Origin of the sequence: Pseudomonas sp. D3-10, from assembly GCF_051132175.1 — a bacterium.
Classification (GTDB): Bacteria; Pseudomonadota; Gammaproteobacteria; order Pseudomonadales; family Pseudomonadaceae; genus Aquipseudomonas.
In genome coordinates this window covers 2,430,453-2,447,508 of sequence record NZ_CP071668.1, presented here as the reverse complement: position 1 = coordinate 2,447,508, position 17,056 = coordinate 2,430,453, and the positions used below count along the sequence as shown (strand labels likewise).

15 protein-coding genes and 1 pseudogene are annotated in these 17,056 nt (G+C 58.1%); 4 read left to right on the top strand and 12 right to left on the bottom strand.

The annotated features are described in order from the left end of the window. Window position 1 precedes the first annotated feature (1 nt). The gene (locus tag J3P90_RS11305) at window positions 2-814 is read right to left on the bottom strand and encodes a DUF1206 domain-containing protein (RefSeq protein ID WP_434606183.1); all 813 of its coding nucleotides are present in this window, start codon (window positions 812-814) and stop codon (window positions 2-4) included. A 188-nt stretch (window positions 815-1,002) separates the two neighbouring features. Here J3P90_RS11305 and J3P90_RS11300 point away from each other — a divergent pair, with 188 nt between their 5' ends. Further along, window positions 1,003-1,515 carry a MarR family winged helix-turn-helix transcriptional regulator gene (locus J3P90_RS11300; RefSeq protein ID WP_434606185.1) on the top strand — a complete coding sequence of 171 codons (513 nt, stop codon included), beginning with the start codon at window positions 1,003-1,005 and terminating at the stop codon, window positions 1,513-1,515. Window positions 1,516-1,675: 160 nt separating this feature from the next. On the opposite strand, the gene J3P90_RS11295 is transcribed toward J3P90_RS11300, so the two are convergent. Continuing rightward, complete coding sequence (locus tag J3P90_RS11295; protein ID WP_434676376.1) at window positions 1,676-2,179, bottom strand: YkgB family protein; 504 nt, start codon at window positions 2,177-2,179, stop codon at window positions 1,676-1,678. 235 nt (window positions 2,180-2,414) lie between these two features. On the opposite strand from J3P90_RS11295, the gene J3P90_RS11290 reads away from it, so the two are divergent. Then, entirely contained in the window at window positions 2,415-3,410 is a 996-nt protein-coding gene (locus J3P90_RS11290) for an MBL fold metallo-hydrolase (protein WP_434676375.1), read from the top strand. A gap of 105 nt (window positions 3,411-3,515) precedes the next feature. Here the strand turns inward: J3P90_RS11290 and J3P90_RS11285 are convergent, their stop codons facing one another. Continuing rightward, on the bottom strand, window positions 3,516-4,766 hold the full coding sequence (locus tag J3P90_RS11285) for a serine hydrolase domain-containing protein (RefSeq protein WP_434676374.1): 1,251 nt from the start codon (window positions 4,764-4,766) through the stop codon (window positions 3,516-3,518). Window positions 4,767-5,046: 280 nt separating this feature from the next. On the opposite strand from J3P90_RS11285, the gene J3P90_RS11280 reads away from it, so the two are divergent. Next, window positions 5,047-5,580 carry a sterol desaturase family protein gene (locus tag J3P90_RS11280; RefSeq protein ID WP_434676373.1) on the top strand — a complete coding sequence of 178 codons (534 nt, stop codon included), beginning with the start codon at window positions 5,047-5,049 and terminating at the stop codon, window positions 5,578-5,580. Here the strand turns inward: J3P90_RS11280 and J3P90_RS11275 are convergent. Genes J3P90_RS11275 through fni form a run of 5 tightly spaced genes read right to left on the bottom strand, consistent with a single transcriptional unit; the run spans window position 5,462 to window position 11,472 of the window. Further along, the gene (locus tag J3P90_RS11275) at window positions 5,462-6,463 is read right to left on the bottom strand and encodes a phytoene/squalene synthase family protein (protein WP_434676372.1); all 1,002 of its coding nucleotides are present in this window, start codon (window positions 6,461-6,463) and stop codon (window positions 5,462-5,464) included. The genes J3P90_RS11280 and J3P90_RS11275 overlap by 119 nt on opposite strands. Then, window positions 6,460-7,950, bottom strand: coding sequence for a phytoene desaturase (locus tag J3P90_RS11270; RefSeq protein WP_434606193.1), 1,491 nt, complete (start codon window positions 7,948-7,950; stop codon window positions 6,460-6,462). Before J3P90_RS11270 ends, J3P90_RS11275 begins: the two co-directional genes overlap by 4 nt. Next, complete coding sequence (crtY, locus tag J3P90_RS11265) at window positions 7,947-9,125, bottom strand: lycopene beta-cyclase CrtY (protein WP_434606195.1); 1,179 nt, start codon at window positions 9,123-9,125, stop codon at window positions 7,947-7,949. Before crtY ends, J3P90_RS11270 begins: the two co-directional genes overlap by 4 nt. Further along, a complete protein-coding gene (locus J3P90_RS11260) occupies window positions 9,122-10,420 on the bottom strand; it encodes a glycosyltransferase (RefSeq protein WP_434676371.1) in 1,299 nt (432 codons plus the stop codon). Before J3P90_RS11260 ends, crtY begins: the two co-directional genes overlap by 4 nt. Then, window positions 10,417-11,472 (bottom strand): type 2 isopentenyl-diphosphate Delta-isomerase, encoded by a 1,056-nt coding sequence (fni, locus tag J3P90_RS11255; protein WP_434559325.1) that lies wholly within the window; start codon window positions 11,470-11,472, stop codon window positions 10,417-10,419. Before fni ends, J3P90_RS11260 begins: the two co-directional genes overlap by 4 nt. 157 nt (window positions 11,473-11,629) lie before the next feature. Here fni and J3P90_RS11250 point away from each other — a divergent pair, with 157 nt between their 5' ends. Next, window positions 11,630-12,607, top strand: coding sequence for a polyprenyl synthetase family protein (locus tag J3P90_RS11250; RefSeq protein ID WP_434676370.1), 978 nt, complete (start codon window positions 11,630-11,632; stop codon window positions 12,605-12,607). A 3-nt stretch (window positions 12,608-12,610) separates the two neighbouring features. Here the strand turns inward: J3P90_RS11250 and J3P90_RS11245 are convergent, their stop codons facing one another. The 4 genes and pseudogenes from J3P90_RS11245 to J3P90_RS11230 form a co-directional block, all read right to left on the bottom strand. Then, window positions 12,611-13,111, bottom strand: coding sequence for a hypothetical protein (locus tag J3P90_RS11245; RefSeq protein WP_434559329.1), 501 nt, complete (start codon window positions 13,109-13,111; stop codon window positions 12,611-12,613). A 161-nt stretch (window positions 13,112-13,272) separates the two neighbouring features. Then, window positions 13,273-14,579: pseudogene (locus tag J3P90_RS11240) on the bottom strand (OprD family porin). A 50-nt stretch (window positions 14,580-14,629) separates the two neighbouring features. Then, complete coding sequence (locus J3P90_RS11235) at window positions 14,630-16,282, bottom strand: AMP-binding protein (RefSeq protein ID WP_434676369.1); 1,653 nt, start codon at window positions 16,280-16,282, stop codon at window positions 14,630-14,632. Beyond that, window positions 16,279-17,025 carry a nitroreductase gene (locus J3P90_RS11230; protein WP_434676368.1) on the bottom strand — a complete coding sequence of 249 codons (747 nt, stop codon included), beginning with the start codon at window positions 17,023-17,025 and terminating at the stop codon, window positions 16,279-16,281. The genes J3P90_RS11235 and J3P90_RS11230 overlap by 4 nt, the downstream gene beginning before the upstream one ends. Window positions 17,026-17,056: the final 31 nt, after the last annotated feature.

Below are 17,056 nucleotides of genomic sequence, written 5' to 3'. Positions count from 1 at the left end.
ACTACGCTTTCGACAATCCGGGTACTTCCATATTTATCTTGCGCCAAAAGGCTTCAGAGAAGCTGTATGCCGAGAAAGCAATCAATCCGAAGGCCATCACCATCAAAACCAACCATCCAGCGGGCAAACCCTGAAGTGCGTCGAGGGCTTCCTTCATACCGGGTGGATCCATGGCTTGATAGGCCGAGCCGCTAAAGGCCAACAGCAATGCAATCTCTATAAAGACGACGCCACGTGCGATCAGGCCAAACCGAGACACCGGGCGGACGTACCGCATGACGTCTTCGTCAGCCTCGAAATACTTTTCAAACGATGCCTTCCATCCCTTGTAAATGTGAGCAATTCCAACGCCAAGCGGAATGAGAGCAAGCAGATACACCAATAGGTTGGAATGCTTCCAGGACAATAGATGCGCCAGCCAATCTGTGTTCTGTTCTCCTGAGTTGCCAGAGCTACCCACTCCGCTTACAAGTAGGCCTAACGCAAAAAATGCCAGAGCACCATTGACCAACCCCCCCGCAAAAAGACCGGTGCGAATTACCAGTCCCTTGAGATTTTTGCCGTGGTGGTCGACATCACGGGTAGCTTGCAGAACACGCCAAGCCGAAAATGCGAGCAAACCCGCCACGACGATCCCAACTAAAAAATAGCCAAACGGCTGGCCCAATAAGGCTTCCAGGCTTTTCTGGCTATCTTTCGGTTTTGTCGAATCTTGTGCCGCAAGCAATGCGAAGATACCGATGATGAGGTAAATCACACCTCGCGCGGCGTACCCTCCGCGTGCTAGGACAATAAGGCTTTGGTGCGCTGACATTGGCTGCTTTCCCGAAAGTAGTACAGGAACAGACTCGTCTGGCTGGAAGGGGTTCTATCGTTAAATTCAAAACCGCAGCCCTGACCTACGCAGCGTCATTCGCTAACCCCGGGGGCGACAGGTAGCTCCCTCATTGGCCCTCTTCTAAACACCTTGCATTCTATGCGCGATGCACACATATTTAGCCCATGAAAGACATGAAACTAGAAAACATAGTTGGGGCGCTGTCGCTGGCGATTTCTGACTCTATCCACCAAGGCACTCAAGACGAAGCTCCAGAAGTGGGTCCGGCGGCAGCGGCCATCGCCCTACTCGGTCACGAGCCAGGCCTGTCTATAGAACGTTTGAGGCGAGCCTTAGGGTTATCTCATCCTGGAGCTGTGCGCCTGGTTGATAGGCTTGTCACTCAGGGTGTAGTGGAACGCAGACAAGCAGAAGCTGATCGTCGCTCCGTTGCGCTCCACCTTACTGCCGCTGGAAGTACGAACTGTGCTGCGGTGCTAGCGGTCCGCCATGAACGTATAGCGCGTGCTTTGGAAGTTCTTGATCCCGATGAGCGTGAAGTGCTTGAACGGATAACCGAAAAACTACTTAACGGCTTGGTGCATGATCTCGATCAAGCCTATTCAGTTTGCCGACTGTGCGACCCCACGGCTTGCAAGAATTGCCCAGTCGCACATGCGCTGGATGAAGATCACTGAATTCAGTTTTCCAGCAGGTTGAACAACCTTTGTAGGCCCTTTTGCTGACTGCGCTACTCAAGAAAAAAGGCAGCAAATCATTTATCAGAACTTCGACAAGTCTTGCCGTCATCCATCTTCCTGCCGCCCTCTTCGCCTCAGTCCTTCAACTACTCCTGGCTTATCCCAAGTTTGGGCGCAGTCGCTGCAGGCCCTCGGTGAGGATCACCAGGCTCACGCCTAACAACGCAACGTCTTTTATCAGGAACGTGCCTAGGAAGTTCAGCCATGGAAAACCTCCCGATCCCGCCTCCCAGATTGGCAATACAAACAGCATGGAAATGGTCGTGAAGAAGATCAGCGAGGCTAACAAGCCACCCGCGATAGCTGTTCGAGCAGACCAGGGTGAAGCGATAAGCAGCAGTGCAGTCAATATCTCGACTACACCCAGTAAGTAAGAGGTACCGGCTTCGCCAAAAAATGGATAAAGCCAGGCTAGCCAAGGAGTGCCGCTGATAAGGGGTATGAGTGCCTGCACCTCAATCTGTGTGAACTTAAGCAGACCAATCATTAGCAGGGGAAGAACAACACCCGATAAGACAATCGCGCGGCTTACCTTCTGGAGTTTCGAAACACTGGAAATGGAAGCAGCCTGGCTGCTGGTGACGCTCGTGATGTGCTGCATGACATCCTCCGATTGCTGATATGTGCTCGAAGCATATATTATCGAATGGCGAATTGCATGCGCCGTGCATATAATATTTCGCTATGGACTCTGCACGTGTTGTAGGTCTTATTACGGCTACAAGCCGGTACGGACCATTGAACGGCCAAGGCGTACGCGGTGCCTCACACCGACCGCGCTTTATCTACCTTTATCCCAGCGATCACCAATGGTCGCACTCACAAAGGTACTCATCATGCATAACCACGCGCGGTTCCAACTCGCGGCCCTTCTGACAGCCGCCCTGGTCACGGGCGCAACCTACTCACTGTCGTCCACCGCAGCGCAAGCCTCACAGACATCGACCGCAACAACTGCCTCGACCCATAAGCCCGCACACGCAGGCGTCTATGCCTTCAACCTGGGCAAGTTCCGCATCACCGCACTGAGCGACGGGACGCTGCCCCTCGATCTACATCCGCTGCTTAGAGGCATCAGTCCAAAGCAGATCGACGCAATGCTGCAACGCGGATTTGCTCGCAACCCGCTGGAGACGTCTATCAATGCCTACCTTATCGACACTGGCTCACGTGTCGTACTGGTCGATACCGGTGCCGGTGAATTGTTCGCAAGCGTTGGCGGCAAGCTACCCGAAAGCCTGGCGGCTGCGGGTTACCAGCCGGCGCAGGTCAGCGATGTGCTGATTACCCACATCCACACCGATCACTCTGGCGGCCTGACACGCGGCGGCCAGATGATGTTTCCCAATGCGACCATCCACGTCGGCCAGGCCGACGTCGACTTTTTCCTGGACCGCGCCAATCTGGACAAGGGGTTAAAGCCGGCATATCTGGAGGAAGCGTTGAAGACCATTGGCCCGTATCAGCGCGCAGGTAAGCTGAAGCCATTCTCTGCCGAATCCGAAATCCTCCCGGGTATCACTGCCATACCCACGCCGGGACATACCCCGGGCCACAGCTTTTTCCGGGTCACAAGCCAAGGCGAGAGCATCGATTTCTGGGGCGACATCATGCATGTCGGCCTCATTCAATTCTCGAGGCCAGAAGTGACAATAACCTTCGACGTCAATCAGAACGCTGCTCGCGCCCAGCGGCTAGAACAATTCGAGACAGCCGCGAGTGAACGACGGTTGTCAGCAGTCGCTCACTTGCCATTTCCGGGTATCGGCCACATCAGGCGCGAAGCCGGCAGGTATGAGTGGGTACCCGTCCAATACCGCAATCGCGACTAATACCGTAGGCCTGGATCGCAATTGATCCAGAACGAAATACATGGCTCCCCGCTACGCGGGGCCATAGGCTCGCGACGACTAGGTTGACGTCATCAACGCGCGAATTTACTTCAACGCAGCTACCACGGCATCGAAGAACACCATCGGGTCGATCGGCTCTTTGTCAACCGGCTTGGGTTGGGCACCGAAGGTGACAATCACCACGTTATTGGCAGGGTTGAGGTAGATGTTCTGGCCCTGGATACCGACCGCCGCATAGGCGCCGTCTTTCACCGACGGCTCGGTCCACGCCGTCCACCACATGTAGCCGTAGTCCAGGGTCTTACCGCCTTTGAGGGTGGTCGGAAGCGTCGCCTCCTTGACCCAACCTTCGGGCAGAATCGAGGTGCCATTGATCTTGCCGCCGTTCATGAAAAATAGCCCGAAGCGTCCATAATCACGCAGCGTGGCGCTGATACCGCTGCCACCGATCTCCACGCCGTCAGGCGAATCGAGCCACCACCGGGCATCACTTTCCATACCGAACGGCTGCCAGATCTTCTGCGATAGATAATCGGCCAGTGGCATCTTCACAGCGCCACGGACGATCTCGCCGAGTACCTGCGTTTCGCCAGTGCTGTACGTGTTGGCCGTGCCGGGCTCGGCCGCTCGCGGCAAACTTGCCATCAAGGCCATGGCAGAACGCGGTTTCTGCGAAATCTGCGCTTTGAGTAGCGCGCGACGATCAGACGCCGGATCGGTGTAGGTTTCGTTCCACTTCACGCCCGAAGACATCATCAGCACGTCGCGCACGGTCACGCCTTCGTAGGCGCTGCCCTTGAGCTCGGGAACGTAATCCCCCACTTGCGCGTCAAGGCTCTTGATAAGGCCGTCTTTGATCGCTGCAGCCGCCAGCGTGGAGGTGATGGATTTGGCTATCGACATCGACATCCATCGGGTTTTCTCCGTGTTGCCACGCTGATAGGTCTCGAACACGATCTTGCCGTCCTTGAGCACGAGCATCGCCGTAATGCTGTCCAGTGCGACAAAGTCATACAGGTCGTACTTTTTGTCCCCGACAGTGAACCGAACGTTGGGCAACTGTTTGTCTGATTTGGGCAGTGCATACGGGTGATCGCCGGCCTTGATCCTGTGGGTGGGGAAAAGCCGGTCGATGTTGCGGTAGGTACTGACCGCCAGATCCGGGAGCATGGCGCCGTCATAGATCTGCTCCACCGTGCCAATCGGTTCCTTGGCGTGGGGATAATCCTCAGCCCATGCGCCCGAGGTGATACCCGCAGCGAGCAGACCCAGTGAGAGAAGCAGCGAGCGACCAGGCGCAGTCGCAGTCGCACGAAAAATCGCGGATGAGTGCATAACCGATCCTTTTTTTGTTTTGCTTTTCACGCATGTTAAATAACGCGGCCGCTTGAACCATAGTCTACTCATTGGAATCGCGCCCAAGCTGAAGGACGACACTCATCGCTTCTCGTCAGGTATAAACAACTGCGCGCCACTGAACGGTGAATATGTCGAGAATGACCGCCAATGAGGTGATTGAGCAGCTCAACAGGGCCAAGATCGCGTTGTTAGATGTTAGAACGTTCACCGCCTCGGCGCAGTCCGATGCTGTGTCTTTGCTCGGATGACCCGCCTCATGACGAACGCACTGGTTTTTTTCGCGACCCTTATCGGTATGGAGGGTTTTGCGTTTCTCGCCCACAAATATGTGATGCACGGCTGGGGCTGGGGCTGGCACCGCTCCCATCATGAGCCCCGCACCGGCTGGTTCGAGAAAAACGACCTGTACGCGATCGCGTTTGCGCTGATCGCCATCGTACTCATCGCGCTTGGCACCCAGGGCATGCACCCGCTGGAATGGATAGGGGCCGGGATGACGGCTTACGGTTTCCTGTACTTTCTGGCCCATGATGGGCTAGTCCACAAACGCTGGCCATTGAAGTACGTCCCCCGCACCGGCTATCTCAAGCGTCTGTATCAAGCGCATTTGATGCACCATGCCGTGTCGGGCAAGGACCGCTGTGTCTCATTCGGTTTTCTCTATGCCCCACCTACCGCGGTGCTTCGGGTTCAGTTGCGCGATCTGCATGGCGGACCTCTTCGCAAGAATGATCCGGGCGCTGCCACAGGCTCGGCAGACGCTCAGGCCAGTGACGCCCGCGAGCAGTGACGGCGCGGCACAGGCCGCCGAGCACATGCCGCAACTTGTCGACCTTCGAGGTCGACACCCGCGTATCCCAGGCATGCTCGCCCCGCCTTGAGACCTTGATGCCAATTTGCCGATAGACACCCGACGCAGTCGCCACCGCCCACGCGGAGCGCCACGGCAATGCCCTTAATCCCGCCTCGGCACTGGCGTAAAAAGGCTCGGCCAGCTGCACCAGCCGTTGCGCGAGGATGGCCAGACCGGGCCGATGCTGATCGTCGGCAAGTGACGCCTCGGGGATCGAAAGCTCATCCAGCCAGTCTCGTGGCAGATAGCACCGGCCGACGGCAGCGTCTTCGACGATATCCCGGGCAATGTTGGTCAATTGAAACGCCATGCCCAGGTCGCAGGCGCGGTCCAATGTCTTTTGGTCGCTGACGCCCATGACCTGAGCCATCATCAGCCCGACGACCCCGGCCACGTGGTAGCAGTAGTCCAAGGTGTCGTTTACGCTCTGATAGCGGCGCTGGTGTACATCCATCGCAAAACCCGCCAGGTGCTCCAGGGCATAACGCTCCTGAATGCGATGTTTGACCACCACCTCTCTGAAAGCAGCGAAGGCTTCGTGCTGCACAGGCAACCCGGCGTACACCGCCCGAGTCAGAGCGGTAAGGCCGGCAAGGCGCCGTTCAATGTCGAACTGGTTCAACACGGTCGCCGAATGCCCCGCCTCCTGACCATCTATCACGTCATCGCAATGCCGGCACCACGCATAGAGCATCATGGCGCTGGCCCGGGTCGAGGGGTCGAACAAGCGCGAGGCCGCGGCAAAGCTCTTCGAGCCCACAGCAATGCTGCGTTGGGCATGCTCCAGCAGGACTTGGTCCTGGTTAGCATCGCGATTCATGAGTGCAGATCCTCCAGCATCAAACCTGCCGTGGCCTTGGCCGAGCCGATGACACCGGGGACGCCCGCACCGGGGTGAGTGCCCGCGCCCACCAGGTAAACGTTGCCAAGGCTCGCGTCGCGGTTATGGGGCCGGAACCAGGCACTCTGCCAAAGGACAGGTTCAAGTGAAAACGCCGAACCCAAATGTGCGTTCAACTCACTGCGAAAATCATCCGGGTTGAAAATCCGACTGGTCACCAAATCTTCCCGCAGGCCAGGCATGTAGTGTTTTTCCAGATACGCGAAAATCCGATCACGGTAGCGTGGCCCCTCTACCTCCCAGTCGATAGGCGCGTTACCCAGATGAGGAACCGGCGAGAGCACGTAGTGGCTGGAGCAGCCCGGCGGGGCGAGACTCGGATCCGTGATGCAGGGCGCATGCAGGTAGAGCGAGAAATCCTCAGCCAGCTCAGCGCCATTGAATATTTCTTGAATCAATGACCGGTAGCGCGGCCCGAAGCAGACCGTGTGGTGTCGAAGCTGAGGTTGCGGCCGCTTGAGGCCGAAATGGATGACGAACAGCGAGTTGCTGAAACGCTTGCCTTTGAGGCGCGCGCTTTCCTTGATGCCACGGGCATGGCCGCCCAGAAGTTGCTCATAGGTATGCACCACGTCCGCATTGGAAGCGACGCAGTCGGCATTCAGCAAGCGACCGTTTTTCAAGCGCACGCCGCTGGCCCTGCCCGCTTGCACCTCGATGCTGGCGACGTCGGCATTGAGCTCGAAACGCCCGCCGAGGTCTTCGAAAAACCTCACCAGCCCCTGCACTAGCGCCCCCGTCCCTCCCTTGGGAAACCACACGCCCCATTCGCGCTCCAGTGCATGGATCAAGGTGTAGATCGATGAGGTGGAAAACGGATTGCCGCCCACCAGCAGGGAGTGAAACGAAAACGCCTGGCGCAGTTTTTCGTCTTCGATAAATTCAGAAACCATCGAGTAGACACTGCGCCACGCCTGCAGCCGAGCCAGTTGCGGCCCGGCCTTGACCATGTCCCGAAACGACAAAAACGGCACGGCGCCCAGCTTGAGATAACCCTCGCGAAAAACCGCCTTGGAGTACGCCAGAAACCGCTGGTAGCCTTCAACATCCTTGGGGTTGAGCCTGGAGATATTGCGGTCCAGCTCGGCCTGATCGTTGGCATAGTCAAACTGCGTACCGTCCTCCCAGCACAAGCGATAGAACGGCGAGACCGGCAGCATCTCGACGTAGTCACGCATGGATCTGCCGGCCGCTGTGAACAATTCCTCGATGGCGGTGGGATCGGTAATCACTGTTGGCCCGGCATCGAAAGTGAATCCCTCGTCGTGATACACATAGGCGCGGCCGCCGGGCTTGTCGCGTTTTTCCAGCAAAGTGGTTTGCACGCCCGCCGCCTGCAGCCGGATCGCCAGTGCCAGGCCACCAAAGCCTGCGCCAATCACAATCGCGCTTTTCCCCTGGGTCATGCTTGATCCTTGTAGTGCCGAGGCAGGCAGCGACGTGCCGCGTGCAGGGCCTCATTGATGGGAACAGGCGGCTTGCCGATCAGCACTCTAAGCTTGTCCTGCAGCGTGCTGTCGCCCGAATAAAAGCGCCTGATCAGCCCCTCGGGCAGACCATAAAAACGTTGCATCACCCGCCAGCGGTCCTGGGGTTTGCCTGCCAGGAACAGCATACGATTAAGCAAACGGTAAAACCCCTGGCGCCGCCACGCCTGTTCAGCGAATGCGCGAATGCCAAGGTATAAGGCGTCCGCCTGCAGGTTCTGCTGGCGGGCGACCCAGTCCGCCAGTTGCACCGCCTGGGGCAACGAATAACCTGTTGTGCAATGGCAAAGACCGGCCCGCAAACCGGAACGCGGCTGGCCGGGCGCCTCGCGCCAGAAGCTGGAAAAGTCGCCTGCCAGGGTGATCGGCAACACGCCTTGCTCTTCGCGAAGGCAGCGGGCAATGATCCATCCGCGATCTTGCACATAATCACGGACATGCTGGCGCAGTTGTTCTGAGGAAAGGCTCTGACGGTCAACGTAGTGGGTGTCCTCCACCAGCACCGTGTCGGCTGAAAACGGCAAGACGTAGACGAAACGATAGCCCTGCCCTTGAGCCACCCGGGCGTCCATGATGATCGGCACGTCCAGCCCATGAGGGGCCTGTAGCTGCAGCACCTGACCCAGGAACGCCTGTTGGCCCAGCACCAGATGTTCGCTGTGCTGGACGCCACGCCCGTCGATGACGGCCTTGGCCCACAGCTGTTCGCCGTCCTCCAGCAACAGCGAAGTCGGGGTGATCTGTTCGATCCGCTGTGAGACACGCAACCCTGCCCGCCCCCCGTCACTGAGCGCCGGTTCGATCACTTGGGCAAAGCGTTCGGAGGTGATGCTGGCATAACCGCTGTTCAACCGTCGCGAACGCCCCGGGAAATGCACCTCGTAGGCAGGCCAGGTTTGCACCACCAAGGGCCTGATCCACTGATGTTGTTCGGCCGTCAAGTCCGAGTCGTGAAAGGACCAGGTATGGTTACCACCGATCCGGGCCTGCTCTTCAACGCACAGCACCTGTAACTCAGGGCGCAACTGCTTGAGCCGCCAGGCGATCAGCCCATTGGCCAGCCCACCACCGGCGAGTATCAGGTCATAGTTCATGCCACCGCCTGCGTCAGCACGGGTTCGCCGCTACGCACCGCCGCCTCAACGATGTCCGCCGCTTTGCTGGCGCCACCGGCGCGCTGCAACTCAGCCGCCATCCGCTGCAAGGGCTCTCGTGGCAGAACAAGCAGCCGGGCCAGCCCATCAGCAATGGTGGCGGCGCTCGCCCAGCGGTGCAGCTTCAGGCCCAGGTCTCGGTAGCTGACACGCGCAGCCACCCCCGGCTGGTCAAAACCGATGGGCATGACGAGCATCGGCGTAGTGGTGGCTATGGCATCCATCACGGTGTTAAGTCCTCCATGGGTCACGACCACATCGGCGTGTTCAAGCACCGCTTGCTGGGGGGCGAACGCAGTGACCCAGGTCGCGCCACTGTCGAGAAGCATGCGTTCCTGAACCGGATCAAGCCTGCCGCAATGGGCGACCAACAATTGCGCATCCAGGCGACGGCAAGCCTTTGCAATCTGCCGGAACATACCCAGGCGCCCGCCCTGCAAGGTACCCAGGCTGGCGAAGACAAAGGGTCGATTTTTATCAATCTGCCACTCGAGGGTTTCACTGCCTGGCGAAGTTTGCCCCGTACCCGAAAAAGGCAGGCGCAACGGTCCGACTGCGTGGAAATGCGCGGGCTGCTGCAAACGGGGAAAATCGAATCCCGCAAGGGTCTGACTGATGTGGGCAAGCGGAGAAAGGCATTCATGCAGCGCATCGCGAGGCACGATGGCAAGCCGTCGACATGCACCTCGCAATACGTCTCTGAGCGGTCGCATCAGCCAATCGTAGACCTGCTGGCTACCGGCGTACATGCGTAGGCTACGTTCGTCGCGACCGTAGGCAAACGGCATCACCGGCAGCGGCAAGCCTGGCTCGCGGTTGACCGGCAACGCGCAAGCCACCGAGACATAAGGTAGCCCCAAGGCCTCGGCGACCAGCCCACCGGCAGCTTCCATCTGATCGCAGAGCAGTGCATCGACCTGCTCGTAAGCCAGCGCCGCGGGTAATTCATTACAAAGCATGTTTGTGGTTGAACACATATCGGCAATAACCCGCCGCAAGGTCAGCGGGTTATTAGAGCTGGCCGCGCGCTGCAACACAGCGTCCAGGCTCCCCGGTGGATGGCTGCTAGCAGCCATCGCATGAAAACCGATGCGCGGATCACCCAGCCAACGGCGCGCGTCACCCTGCTGGAAGAACGTGACCTGATGCCCACGATTCAACAGCTCTACCGCCAGGGCCTGAAAGGCCTGGAAGTGGCTATGGAACGCCGGGGTCACCACGCCGAAATGGCTCATGGGCGATGAACCGGTGGCAGTAATCTGGCTTGACGCAATGCCGCCAGATCTCCGGAACCGGTGCAGAAACAGGCAATGCGCAGCTGCCTGATGACGATGTCGAAATGCTCGATGACCGACGCTGTCGACACCGTCGCATCGCGCAGCACTCCGGCCGCCTGCCCTACCAGGTCGGCCCCCAGACACAGCGCCTTGGCCACATCCACGCCGTTGCGAATGCCGCCGGATGCAATCACCGTCATGCCGGGCAATGCCTCACGCACGCTGATCAGGCTGGTGGACGTCGTTATACCCCAATCGGCAAACGCCATTGCCACCTCGCGATCGGCGGGGCTGCTGGCGCGTTCAGCCTCTACCGCTGCCCAACTGGTGCCGCCGCTGCCTGCCACATCGATCACGCTGACCCCGACTCCAGCCAGGGCCACCGCCACCGATGCCGATATACCCGCCCCGACTTCCTTGACGATCACCGGCACGCCGAGACTTTGCACCGTCAGCCCGATGGCATCCAGCACGCCTCGCCAATCCCGATCACCTTCGGCCTGAACGGCTTCCTGCAACGGGTTCAGATGAATGATCAAAGCGTTGGCCTGCAAAGTCTCCACGGCGCGGCGCGCCAACTCCTGGCCATCCTTTTCCAATAACTGTGCCGCGCCGATATTTCCCAGTAACGGGATGTCGGGCGCCAGCCGCCGCAGCTCACGGGTCAAGCCCTGATCGTTGCCACTGCGCAGACCGACGCGCTGCGAACCTACGCCCATGGCGATGCCAAGCTCCTGGGCGGCCTCAGCCAGATGGCGGTTAATGGCTGAAGAACGCTGCGCCCCGCCGGTCATTGAACTGATCAGCAAGGGCGCTCTGAGGGGGATCCCAACCAGCGCGCTGGCAAGGTCAATGTCGTTCAGATTCAGCTCGGGCAGCGCGCAATGCTCGAACTGAAAGGCATCCAGCCCGTTGCCGCCACCCTGTCGTGGGTTATGGCTCACACCACGGCCGTCCAGCACGATATTGAGATGATCATCCTTTCTCCGACTTAAGGGATGCTCGGTCATGAAAGCTCCAATTCGGTTGAATCATTTCGCGGCGCGCGTGGTCATTTTGTTGAGTGGCGTTATACAAGCTTAGGCCGATCGTACAACTTGTGTGCAACGCTGACTGATAATTGAGGCACTGGTTATTCGAAGTGGTTCAGAGTTTGAGGCCCATCACGTGAACCACCAGAAAGCAGATCCCCCTTCACAACTGCCCTTAAAGCAAAGGTCAAGACCGATGACCATCGAGCCTGACGCAACCGTCGAATATGGGTTTAGCGAACGTTTGGAAGATGTGCGCGCGGCTATTGAGCAGCGTCTGGACCAACTGCTGCCGAGCAGCAGCGACGAGCGCGACCTTGTCGCGCTGGCCATGCGTGACTCCACGCTGGCGCCCGGCAAGCGGATGCGGCCGATTCTGTTGATACTGGCTGCACAAGGCTTGGGGCACGGTGGTGATCAGGCACTGGAATTGGGCTGCGCCGTGGAATTGATCCACGCAGCGTCACTGGTTCTGGACGACATGCCGTGCATGGACAACGCCCGATTGCGCCGTGGGCAGCCGACCGTGCACCTGAAGTTTGGCGAAGACGTGGCGATTCTTGCCGCCGTTGCCCTCCTCAGCCGCGCATTCGGGGTGGCCGCCGGGATTACCGATCTGGCACCCGCAATCCGCATGCAATTGGTGGAGGTCATGGCCAATACCGTTGGCATGCAGGGTCTGGTCAAGGGCCAGTTCAAGGATCTGCGTGACGGGCAGAAAAATCGCCCCCCTGAGGAAATTGCACTGACCAACAACCTCAAGACGGGGGTACTGTTTAGCGCGATCATGGACATGGCCTGGCTGATCAGTGGTGCCAAAGCTCACACACGCCCGATCCTGCAGGACTTTGCCGTTGAGCTGGGTCAGGCGTTCCAAATGTATGATGACCTTTTGGATCGTTGTCCGGACAGCAATAAGGACCAGGGCAAGGACGAGGGCAAGTCGACGTTCATTGCGCTTTACGGCGAGCAAAAAGTCCGCGAACAGCTAGAGGCTCATCTAATGAGCGCCGAAAGCCATTTGCGAGAAGTTTTCGGGCCCTCGCGAATGATCACCTGGTATGTGCGGATGATCTTCGAGAAAGCGGTGCGACAACGTGGCGCAAGGCTGTAGGGCCTACTTGGCCTGCTCGGCGATTGCTTGTTTCAACTTTTCGGCATCGGCAAAACGCTGCTCATTGACGACCGCGCCATTGTTCAAGGCGAGCCACTGAACGGTGTCCCGGTCGCCGCCATAGCGGGTGGCAACCCTGCCGTCCTGGTCGAGCATAATTCTGTATTTGGCCGAACGCATGGCCGGTACTGCCACCAGTTTGATCATGGAAGGCATCTTCTCGATATCGGCCAGGTACACAATGTGGCGCGCTTCCAGATAGCCCTCCGGGTGACCCTCCATCGCCGCATCCACTAACTTGGCGGCCGACATACTGCGCGCTATCAACAGCACCTGAGCGCTGTCGTTCAAGGTATACGCCTTCTCGTTCTGATCCAGCAGGGTCCACTTCATCGCGGGCTGGTTCAGATCTTTGGGTTGATCCAAATCTTTTGATTGGGCTGACTCCTGCGCCAACACGTGGAAGTTCAGTAGTGCACCGATCAGCAGGATCATAAGCCGCATGGTTTCGTACCTTATTCGAGGAAAGTCACGGAGTGAAACGCTGACGCCATCCTACGTCAGCCTGGCTGTCGCGCTCTAGCGCATTAATGCTTTTGTTGCCTGACCTGCTCGCAAGCGCGTTGCCACGGGGGCGCCGGGCCGAGGATGGCGATGCTGCGCCCTTAGAGCAGCGCAATGCTGTAGCTGACAAACACCCGGTTATGATCCTGGTCACGGGCGGCTTCGCTATTGGATTTACCGTTACGCCAGCCGAAGCCAACCCCTTTGAGCGCTCCCGACTGAATGACGTAGTCCAGAAAGATATCCCTCTCCCATTCTTTCTGATCGTCACCGGATCTCGTCTTGATGTTGTCACCGGAGAGGTACATGACCGAGGCTTTCAGGCCCGGGACACCCAGGGCGGCGAAGTCATAGGCATACTGACCGAATACTGTGCGCTCCCCTGCACGGGTGAAACTCTGGATCAGACGATCTGTGTGCAGGTACAAGGAGCTGCCTGCTGCGCCTTTATCTATCAGGCCACCCTGATTGAGCTGGGTGAAGCTGCTACCGTCCGAGACGCTTTGGTAACCCGCCGTCATCGCATGAGCGCCGATGCTGTAGATCAATGCAGCACTCCAGAGACGATTGTCGATAACGCCATCTCCGTTTTTGGTGTAACCGCTGATTCGGTAGCCCGATGTACCGGAACTGTTTTCCCCTGACGCGTCAGTCCTGAAGTAACGCAGGTCGGTTTTCAACGATTGACTGTCCGAGAACGCGAGGGTGTGCGTCAGTCCGAAAAACTGTTGGTTATAGTAGTTTTCGAGCTGGGCATAGTAGTACTGAGCCGTCAGGTCCTTGGTGACTTTCCAGTCACCCCCGGCGAAGGCGAACTGGTTGCTTTCACGCGTACCGCCCATAGCGGCGAGCCCCGTCTGATCCGTTGAGGCACGACCGGTTGCCCGTTCAATTCGCCCACCCGTCAGGGTCAAGTCCTTGAACTCGCTCGAAGTCATCTGGCCGCCCTCGAAGGTTTGTGGAAGCACCCGTCCATCGTTGGCGACCAGAATCGGAAGTTTCGGAATCAAGGTGCCGTAGCGCAGTTCGGTCCTGGACATTTTGACCTTAGCGGTCAGTCCCAGCCGGCTCCACTCGTCGACGGCGCGGTTGTCACTGTCCGAGGGAATCATCGAGCTGCCAACGTGACGTCCCTTGCCACTGTCCAGGGTGACGCCCAGCAACCCAAGGGCATCAACACCAAAACCAACGGCGCCCTCGGTATAACCCGACTTGAAGTCCAGCATGAAGCCCTGCGCCCACTCTTCGGTTTTGAAGGGGCAGCGACACCATCGCGGTTGTCGTTATTGAAGTAGAAGCTCCTCATGCCCAAGGTGGCTTTGCTATCACTTAGAAAGTCGGCAAACGCCTGGCCACTGAGGGCGATGCTGCCAGACACCAACGTTGCAGTTATTTTTTTCAGGCTCACTTATAACGCTCCGATTCTTATTTTTAGTAGGTGATGGAAGCGACTACGACCTAGCCATTCGAAGCCAAACGGACAATGGCATCGCGACTGCCTGCCTGCTCTCGAAGTACAAACTTTTGGATTTTCCCGGTTGCGGTTTTCGGCAACACCGTAAAGACCACTCTGCGCGGACATTTGAATCGAGCCAGACGTGCTTGGCAGAACTCCATTATTTCTGCTTCGGTGGGAGGCTCGACACCCGTTTTTAGCTCGACAAACGCGCACGGTACTTCACCCCATTTGTCATCCGGCTGAGCGACTACCGCGGCATACAGAACAGACGGGTGACAGTGGATCGCCTCCTCGATCTCTACAGACGAAATATTTTCCCCACCGGAGATAATCACGTCTTTGCACCGGTCGGTAATCTGGACGTAGCCGTCAGGGTGCACGACGGCGACATCACCCGTATGAAACCAACCGCCTTCGAATGCTTTTCGGGTTGCACTGTCATTCTTCAGATAACCCATCATTACGGTGTTGCCCCTGAGCAGCAGCTCACCCGTTGTCTGGCCATCTTTTGCGACTGGCCGCATCGTATCGGCGTCAGCCACCATCAAACCTTCGAAGGCGGCTGCACGAGCCCCTTGGCGTACTCGCATAGCGCCTTGCTCACCGGGCGTTAAATCGTCCCAGCCGTCTTGCCAGACGCAGCTGATCGGCGTACCGGACACTTCGGTAATTCCGTACACGTGGTCCACGTCGAAGCCTCGTGAAACAACTGCGTTGAGTATGCTGGCCGGAGGTGGAGAACCAGCAGTCAACACTCGAACCGGCGTCTTGAGCGCGGGGCGGTCTTCGGCGTTGGCAATCATGGCCATGACAATCGGCGCCGCACAGAAGTGATCGACACCGTGGTTATCGATCGCATCGAACACCGTCTCTGCGCACACTTTTCTCAGGCAGACGTGCGTGCCGGCCACAGCCGTGATCGCCCAGGTAAAACACCATCCGTTGGCGTGGAACATCGGCAATGTCCACAGGTAACGAGGCGCCCGCGTGAGCGGCCAGTTGGTCATCTGCAGCAGACTCATGAGGTAGGTGCCACGATGGCTCGCGACCACGCCCTTTGGGTCACCGGTTGTACCGGAGGTGTAGTTGAGCGCTATCGGCTGCCACTCGTCATCCGGCCAGACGCCTTCGAAATCAGGGCTGCCGCTGCGGATGAAGGTTTCGTAGTCAATGTCTGCGACATTCGCGCAAAGTGGCGCCAGGTGATCATTGATATCAATCACCATCGGGGGATGTTCGAGGAGTGCCAATGCAGCCTCCGCAAGCGCAGCAAACTCTCGATCCACCAGCAGCAACTTGCATTCGCCATGACGCAGAATGAATGCCACACCTTCGGCATCGAGGCGGTAGTTGACCGCATTGAGTACCGCGCCGCTGAGGGGGACCCCGAAATGCGCTTCGAGCATGGCAGGAGTATTAGGAGACAGAATTGAAACGGTGTCCCCTGCTCCCAGGCCTTTTTCGCAAAGTGCCGAGGCAAGTCGATAGCAGCGTTCGCGGGTTTCACGCCAGGTTCGTTGCAGTTCGCCATGCACCACCGCTACCCGATCCGGGTGCACAAGGGCTGCCCGATCCAGAAAACCAAGTGGCGTCAGGGGCAGATAGTTGGCCTTGCAGCGATCAAGCCCACTTTCATAAGCACCAGGGGTCATGATGTTGTTTCCTTATTATTGTGATGAAAAGTGCAGAACGCGCTCACCGGCTCCCGATCAGTGACCAAGGTGTTCTCGATGCTGCTCTCGTCGGCGTATCCAAGGCTCATTCCGCAAACCAGCATTTGATCCGAGGGAATCGCAAGGGCTTGCGAAATGACCTGGTGATATTTCAAAAAAGCGGCTTGTGGGCAGGTGTGCAGATGCCTTCCACGCGCAGCGACCATCACGGCCTGTAGAAACATGCCGTAGTCAAGAAGGCTGCCTTCCTTCAACACCCGATCCATGGTGAAGATCAGGCCGACGGGGGCGTCGAAGAATTGGTAATTGCGGCCGTGTTGCGCATGCATCCGCTGCTTGTCTCCCTTTTCAATGCCCAGCAGCCCATAGAGCTCCCACCCGACCTGCCTTCTCCGATCCACGTAGGGTGAAGTCCACTCGCGTGGGTAATAGTCATAGGCATCTTCAAGGTCGTTGCTCTGTGATGGATCGTTGTCAATTTCCGCGATGGCGCATGAAAGACGAGCCTTTGCTTCTCCAGTGACGACATGCACGCGCCAAGGCTGCATGTTCACCCCCGTAGCGCAGAACCGAGCGACATCAAGGATCGCCTCAATGTCTTCGCGCAATACGGGAGTGGGCAAAAAAGCCCGAATACTGCGCCGCGAAGCGATCGCCCAATCAACCGTTTGAGCAAGCAGTTCAGGCGGTATGGGCGGTTTGGATAAGCGATTCATTTTCATGCATTCAATTCCACGGATTCAGCTACAGACG

Coding starts and splice junctions, on each gene's coding strand:
- fni (WP_434559325.1), bottom strand. CDS start 11,472: ATGACCGAGCATCCCTTAAGTCGGAGAAAGGATGATCATCTCAATATC.
- J3P90_RS11285 (WP_434676374.1), bottom strand. CDS start 4,766: ATGCACTCATCCGCGATTTTTCGTGCGACTGCGACTGCGCCTGGTCGC.
- J3P90_RS11300 (WP_434606185.1), top strand. CDS start 1,003: ATGAAAGACATGAAACTAGAAAACATAGTTGGGGCGCTGTCGCTGGCG.
- J3P90_RS11280 (WP_434676373.1), top strand. CDS start 5,047: ATGACGAACGCACTGGTTTTTTTCGCGACCCTTATCGGTATGGAGGGT.
- J3P90_RS11270 (WP_434606193.1), bottom strand. CDS start 7,950: ATGACCCAGGGGAAAAGCGCGATTGTGATTGGCGCAGGCTTTGGTGGC.
- J3P90_RS11275 (WP_434676372.1), bottom strand. CDS start 6,463: ATGAATCGCGATGCTAACCAGGACCAAGTCCTGCTGGAGCATGCCCAA.
- J3P90_RS11295 (WP_434676376.1), bottom strand. CDS start 2,179: ATGCAGCACATCACGAGCGTCACCAGCAGCCAGGCTGCTTCCATTTCC.
- crtY (WP_434606195.1), bottom strand. CDS start 9,125: ATGAACTATGACCTGATACTCGCCGGTGGTGGGCTGGCCAATGGGCTG.
- J3P90_RS11305 (WP_434606183.1), bottom strand. CDS start 814: ATGTCAGCGCACCAAAGCCTTATTGTCCTAGCACGCGGAGGGTACGCC.
- J3P90_RS11235 (WP_434676369.1), bottom strand. CDS start 16,282: ATGACCCCTGGTGCTTATGAAAGTGGGCTTGATCGCTGCAAGGCCAAC.
- J3P90_RS11230 (WP_434676368.1), bottom strand. CDS start 17,025: ATGAAAATGAATCGCTTATCCAAACCGCCCATACCGCCTGAACTGCTT.
- J3P90_RS11290 (WP_434676375.1), top strand. CDS start 2,415: ATGCATAACCACGCGCGGTTCCAACTCGCGGCCCTTCTGACAGCCGCC.
- J3P90_RS11245 (WP_434559329.1), bottom strand. CDS start 13,111: ATGCGGCTTATGATCCTGCTGATCGGTGCACTACTGAACTTCCACGTG.
- J3P90_RS11260 (WP_434676371.1), bottom strand. CDS start 10,420: ATGAGCCATTTCGGCGTGGTGACCCCGGCGTTCCATAGCCACTTCCAG.